The organism is Petrachloros mirabilis, from assembly GCF_975968855.1.
In genome coordinates, this window is sequence record NZ_CDLUDY010000218.1 from 1 (window position 1) to 5,405 (window position 5,405).

The 5,405-nt window shown below is 53.8% G+C and carries 7 protein-coding genes; all 7 read right to left on the minus strand.

Features of this window, described 5'->3' with window-relative positions; genetic code table 11:
- On the minus strand, window positions 1-216 hold a 216-nt coding region (locus ACWVCN_RS09005; protein WP_455245234.1), incomplete at its 3' end, for a hypothetical protein.
- Window positions 217-256: 40 nt separating this feature from the next.
- Window positions 257-1,477: an AAA family ATPase gene (locus tag ACWVCN_RS09010; RefSeq protein ID WP_455245235.1), complete on the minus strand. Its 1,221-nt coding sequence runs from the start codon at window positions 1,475-1,477 to the stop codon at window positions 257-259.
- Window positions 1,478-1,520: 43 nt separating this feature from the next.
- A complete protein-coding gene (locus ACWVCN_RS09015) occupies window positions 1,521-2,639 on the minus strand; it encodes a pilus assembly protein TadG-related protein (RefSeq protein ID WP_455245236.1) in 1,119 nt (372 codons plus the stop codon).
- Window positions 2,632-3,033 (minus strand): TadE/TadG family type IV pilus assembly protein, encoded by a 402-nt coding sequence (locus tag ACWVCN_RS09020; RefSeq protein ID WP_455245237.1) that lies wholly within the window; start codon window positions 3,031-3,033, stop codon window positions 2,632-2,634. Before ACWVCN_RS09020 ends, ACWVCN_RS09015 begins: the two co-directional genes overlap by 8 nt.
- A 22-nt stretch (window positions 3,034-3,055) precedes the next feature.
- Window positions 3,056-3,367 carry a hypothetical protein gene (locus tag ACWVCN_RS09025; protein WP_455245238.1) on the minus strand — a complete coding sequence of 104 codons (312 nt, stop codon included), beginning with the start codon at window positions 3,365-3,367 and terminating at the stop codon, window positions 3,056-3,058.
- A gap of 54 nt (window positions 3,368-3,421) precedes the next feature.
- Window positions 3,422-4,855: a type II and III secretion system protein family protein gene (locus ACWVCN_RS09030; protein ID WP_455245239.1), complete on the minus strand. Its 1,434-nt coding sequence runs from the start codon at window positions 4,853-4,855 to the stop codon at window positions 3,422-3,424.
- Window positions 4,856-4,925: 70 nt separating this feature from the next.
- The coding region (locus ACWVCN_RS09035) for a pilus assembly protein N-terminal domain-containing protein (protein WP_455245240.1) at window positions 4,926-5,405 on the minus strand (480 nt) is incomplete at its 5' end.

Consider the following 5,405-nt stretch of genomic DNA (forward strand, 5'->3'; position numbering starts at 1 on the left):
CACCATTTGTCCGCGTTCCCGTTGATTGAGCTGGACCTTGTCTTCCTGCAAAATTTGCTCGACCAAGCGAGACAGTTCCAGTCCTAACTGCTCCTCCTTCATCGAAGAGGCCGCTGCCAGATCGAGCAACTCGATCACTCGTTCATGCACTTTCCCCTTGAGATCTTCGTAATAGGCCTGCTGTCCTGACTGGTCAATTGGTTTGGCGCTTAGCACAAGCAATCTCCCTTCTTCATTTCACCATCCACTATCAAGGTTACACTCTGGCTTTCTGCGAGAACGTCAATCCTCCCCAGTAACGCGAGAAGAGAGAATTCTTCTGCGCATTACGACTGAGCGCATCATGCGTACCGTCCCCCTTATTGCCGGCAAGAACTGCAGCTTGTTCCGCGTACCATTGCGTCAGGGCAGCGTGCGGAGCATGGGCCGTCAAGGGGATGCCTTGGTTCAACGAGCTGCTGGCCATCGGGTAGTCGTTCGGTACAAGCCAGCCGATCTTTTGACCGAAGAGCCCTTCAGCATGTTGCAGCAATTCAGCATCCGAGGATTGATAACGATTCACGACAATCGTGACTTTCTCACGATCGAAACCGGCATCCTTCATCACCTGGAGAAATTGGTTCGCCCGGCGAATAGCAGGGAGACTGAGGGTTGTGACCAGAAGCACCATCGAGGAGAAATCGAGCGCCTCTCGGGTTTCCGAGCTCAGTGTGTGGCCGCAATCGACAAACACATGGTCGTACATTGATCTCATAACGTCCAGCGTGTGTAGTGCGGCCCCTCCTGGAATCGACTCCCCTGCAAGAGCCTCTGTTCCGGTAAAACCGGATTGCAGCACATGAAGATCCGATTCGTGCTTGCTGATCAGACTTTGCACGAACGTGGCGTCCAATCTCGAGATATCCTGGGCAAGCTCGCGCATACCTTTGCCGGGCTGCAGGTCCAGAAACAGCGGCAAGTCACTGTCATTGAGATTCAAATCGACAAGTGCGACTCGCTTCCCCTGCTCGATGTGCCTCATACTCATGGCCAAATTCACCGCCAGCGTGCTGGTCCCCACGCCCCCTTTGGCCCCGAGGAACGCTACCACCTTCCCGCCTTTGACGACGTTTCGGCTCACCTTCGATTTGAGCCGCTCTTTCGACCGGCTCAGAGCTGCATCGAATTCTCTCCGGTTGATCGGTTGCGGTAGAAATTCTTTAATCCCTAAGCGAAATGCCTCCAGCATGACCTGAGAGTCCGTTCTACTGGCGGTCAAGAAGACCTCTAGGTCAGGATTCTTTTCCAAAAGTCCTTTCATCGACGCAAGAGTTCTCTCAGGGTTGAGCTCATCAAGCTCCACACACACGACGTCGACAGTCCCAGGACCGCCGGTTTCCTTGATCAGAAACGAACGATGAGGAGCCAACAATTCTGCGAGGTTGTTGCGTACAGACTCACTCCGACATTCAAGCCACACTGTGACAAATCCGGACATGATGATCTGACCCTCCTATGGAGAAGTTACTCTACTGGAGAAGTTACTCTACAAGACCTGGAATACTGCCCAACGTACCGTACGAGCCTCCTCCCCCTTGTCCCTGCGTGACTTTACCGCATTCCACAAACGCATTGATCACCTGCCCGATGGGAGGATACTGCACTTCCCACACGCAGGCTGAGGCAAAACCAACGGTTCCCATCGTTGTAACGGGGTTAGAACAATTTTGATTCGGATAAACGGGAATCGTCACATGCCAACACCACCCACTTGGGCTTGAGGTGTCCATCACTTTCTTGGCATCCCAGAGGTTATACAAGTCACTAAGGTTGGTGGCCAGGTTCCCTCCGATATATTCAAGAGTTGTCTCCCCCGCAGTCATCCCCGGAGTCTCATAGGTCGGTGGGTTGGGGGTCAGCCCCCTAAGGATCCGCCTTTCTGTTGCAGCATTCGGTGGATCTTCCTCAAACGTGTGCCATCCGGCACAGCCCGTTGGGGGATTGTTGGTCGGATAGAACTGGATCGGCGTTCCACAATAGGCCGGATTGGAAAAAATATAATCGTCGATTCCGAACGGCGCATTGGCCTCACCCGGCAGGAGAACTCCGGTTCCAGTCAATGCCGCCGTCGCCGTCGCGACCACGTTCATGCTGTTGATGCCCATGACGCCGGCCAACCAAGTGGCCACCGGTCCATTAGCTGACCCGTCTCGGCGGGCCGTGACCCGGACCCCCGTGGCTCCCGTGTTGGTAATTGGTGCCAGCGTTCGAGTCGTGCTGTTCCACACACCGATCTGAATGTCGGCAATATTGACGGTGACCGCGACCTGGCGGGCCTGATTTTGAGACGCAACACCTGTAGCGGCAGTGTACACAACGCTAGGATTAATCGTGTAACCCGTGTAGGGCGTTCCCGTCGGCAAGGCTTGATATATCACGCCGATCTGTCTTGCTCCGGCCAAGGCTGCGGCATCCGCCACATTTTGCAACTCATTCCTGGCGATCATCGCGTTGCTGATATCCAATGCCAAAGCACCAAATCCCAACAGCACCACGATCATAATGGCCACGATAACCGCCGTAGCTCCACGTTCGTTTTTGACTAGAGACTGTCTCGAGATAGAGTCGCTAATCTTATTCGTAAAACAACCCCTACTCATGTCTCATCTCCGTCCAGGCCGTGAGGTTGATGTTGTTTGTGATCCCTGCGATATTTGGCAGCACTAGAAATGTAAAGGGGAGAGTCAGTGTGACCCTCACAGGCGCTCCTGTCACTGCTCCGGTGATAATGTTGCGGCTCACATTAGCCGGATTGATTCCGGTCGGTGCCAAGTAATTATCAATCGTAGCATTGATCTGAGCGGTCGTAATGGCAGGGACGGATTGAACTATCCCAAGCCTCGCGCCTTCCCGGCTGGCGTTGGTCAGAACCGCCTGCCTATAGAGAGCATTGCCGAACTCAATGATGCCGAACAACACCATCATGAGCACAGGCAAGAGCAAGGCGAACTCAACAGCTGAGGCTCCCTTTTGCGACCTAAGACGTGTGCGCATGTGCGATTCCGCTCCACTTCTCTTACTTCGTTTGAATTCCTTCACTGACCACAGATGAAGCCCGGATGGTTTTCCGGTATTCCTCAGGGCTCTCAGAGGACGCTCTGTATCGCTCCATCGTGTTCTTTGCGGCTTTTCCGTCCACCAGCCCCTGAACAGGCTCAAGATTTTTCCCGGCATCAGGGTTCATGATCTGTTGATCCCGGGCCGTGTTGTAGGCCAACCCTGGATCCGGTCCCAGCGTTGTAGGCCGTTTCGTACAACCAGCCAGCGAGATAGCTGCGAGAAGCGAAAGCCCAACTCCTGTTACAATCAACCCCTTCATGCCCTTCATAACGCGCTCCTTCATCATTGGTCGAACGATTAATGTTTTCTATCGAGACATCCGTTACTGAACCATGTGGCCGAAATCGCCATCCAACCTCCGGGACACCGTGGCCTCAGCAGGACGTCCATCACGAGCCTGCTGGGATTTCGGGACATACCCGATCCCGTCTGTCCAACCCATCAGATAAAACTCCCAATCGTTCGGCTCGATAAAGGTATCCGTCGGCAATGCCTGCTGCGCCATGTCGAGGGGCTTCACAAAATGAGGCGTCACGATGATCACGAGTTCCGTCTGATTCTTCTGAAAGTTAGAACTTCTGAACAACGTGCCGAGCACAGGAATGTCGCCGAGGAAGGGAAACTTCTGGATCTGTTCTCGCACGTTATCCCTCAATAATCCAGCAATGGCAAAACTTTGGCCATCGGCGAGATCGACCACTGTCGTCGCACGCCTTGTGGTGATCGTGGGGATAACGAATCCCTGCAACTGAAGAGAATTCGTAAAGTTCAGCTCGGAGACTTCTGGAGAGACTGCCATGCTGATGCGATTGTTGCTAAGAACCGTAGGGGTAAAGGCTAACCCGACCCCGAATTTCTTATATTGGATGGTGACGACTCCGAATGCCTGAGGCACGGGAAAGGGAAACTCTCCGCCAGAGAGGAACTGGGCTTCCTGCCCGCTGACTGCCACCAACGTCGGCTTTGCGAGCACTTTCACGACGTCTTCCTCTTTCAACGCATCGATGAAGGAAGTCCAGGTAATATCCCCGGTCTGAAACCGGACGAGAGCATTGACGGCACCAGTCACAAATTGACTCATAGGACCGTCCAATGCCCCAGGGCCAGTTAAACTGGTAAGCCTATTAAGCGCCGTTACGCCGAAATTGTTACCGGCTCCCACTCCGTTCATGTTGACGCCGATACGTCGAATGAGATCCCGATTCATTTCCGCAACACGCACTTCGAGCATCACCTGTTGAGCTCCTCCGACCTGGAGCAAGTTCACCACTTTTTTGGGCGCAAAGGGCTCAGCAACTTCCAACGCCTTGGAGTGACGCGCCAGGCTGCTCACCGTCCCGGACAACGTCACGTGATCATGAGTTGCCGTGACGAGAATCCCTTTTTCATCGGGGAGTATCTTATGCAATTGCTCACGGAGTTGGCTCAAATCAGGCATCACCGAGATGTCAAATACCGAATACAGTTCTCCACTTTCCTTCCAAAGAGTTAACGTCGTCACACCGATGGATTTTCCGGTCAAATATATCTGCTTCGGTGAGATGACGACGGTGTCAGCGACCTCCGGATTAGCCAGAGACGCCCGCTTGATCGATGTGGGGAGGTCGACCACCTTAGACTTTCCGACGCCAAGCTCCAACTGTTGTGCCTCGCTGGTCGAGGCCTTAGAGTCGGCTGTTCCCTGTGCACCAACCCCTTGAGACCACAGGGCGGCGCAGACTGCCAGAAGACAACTGAAGGCTATCGATCGCTTCATCACATCGCTCCTTTTCTAATTGTGCCGGGTCAGACCCTCTGACATTCCCCGTCAACCTTCGCAAAGAACCTTAGAACTTCACTGCATTGACCGAGGTTCCGCGGATCACCTCGACTGTCACCTGCTCGAGATCCGCCGCCTTCGCCTCGCCCGGAGGATCCGGATAGATTTTCAAAAGATTAATCACTCTCTTCGGGGCAAATGCTTCCGCCACCGCCAACGCCTGGCTGAGCTTGGCCGGGCTTGAGATCGTTCCAGAAAGAGTCAAATGGTCGTTGCTGCTGGCGATATTGATATTGGTTTCTTCCGGCAACAACTGCCCAAACTGGTCCTTCAATCTGGCGACATCAAGCGCTACCTCTACATCAAAAATGGCCATAATCTGATCGTCTTTTCCCCACAACGTTAGGTTGGTCGATCCATACCCCTTGCCCGTCACATAAATTTGTTTTGGCGAGAGGACAATGGCATCGGCGATCGCCGGATCAGCCAAGGATGCCCGCTTGATCGCAACCGGCACATCGACGACCGTCGATTTACCCATGATGAG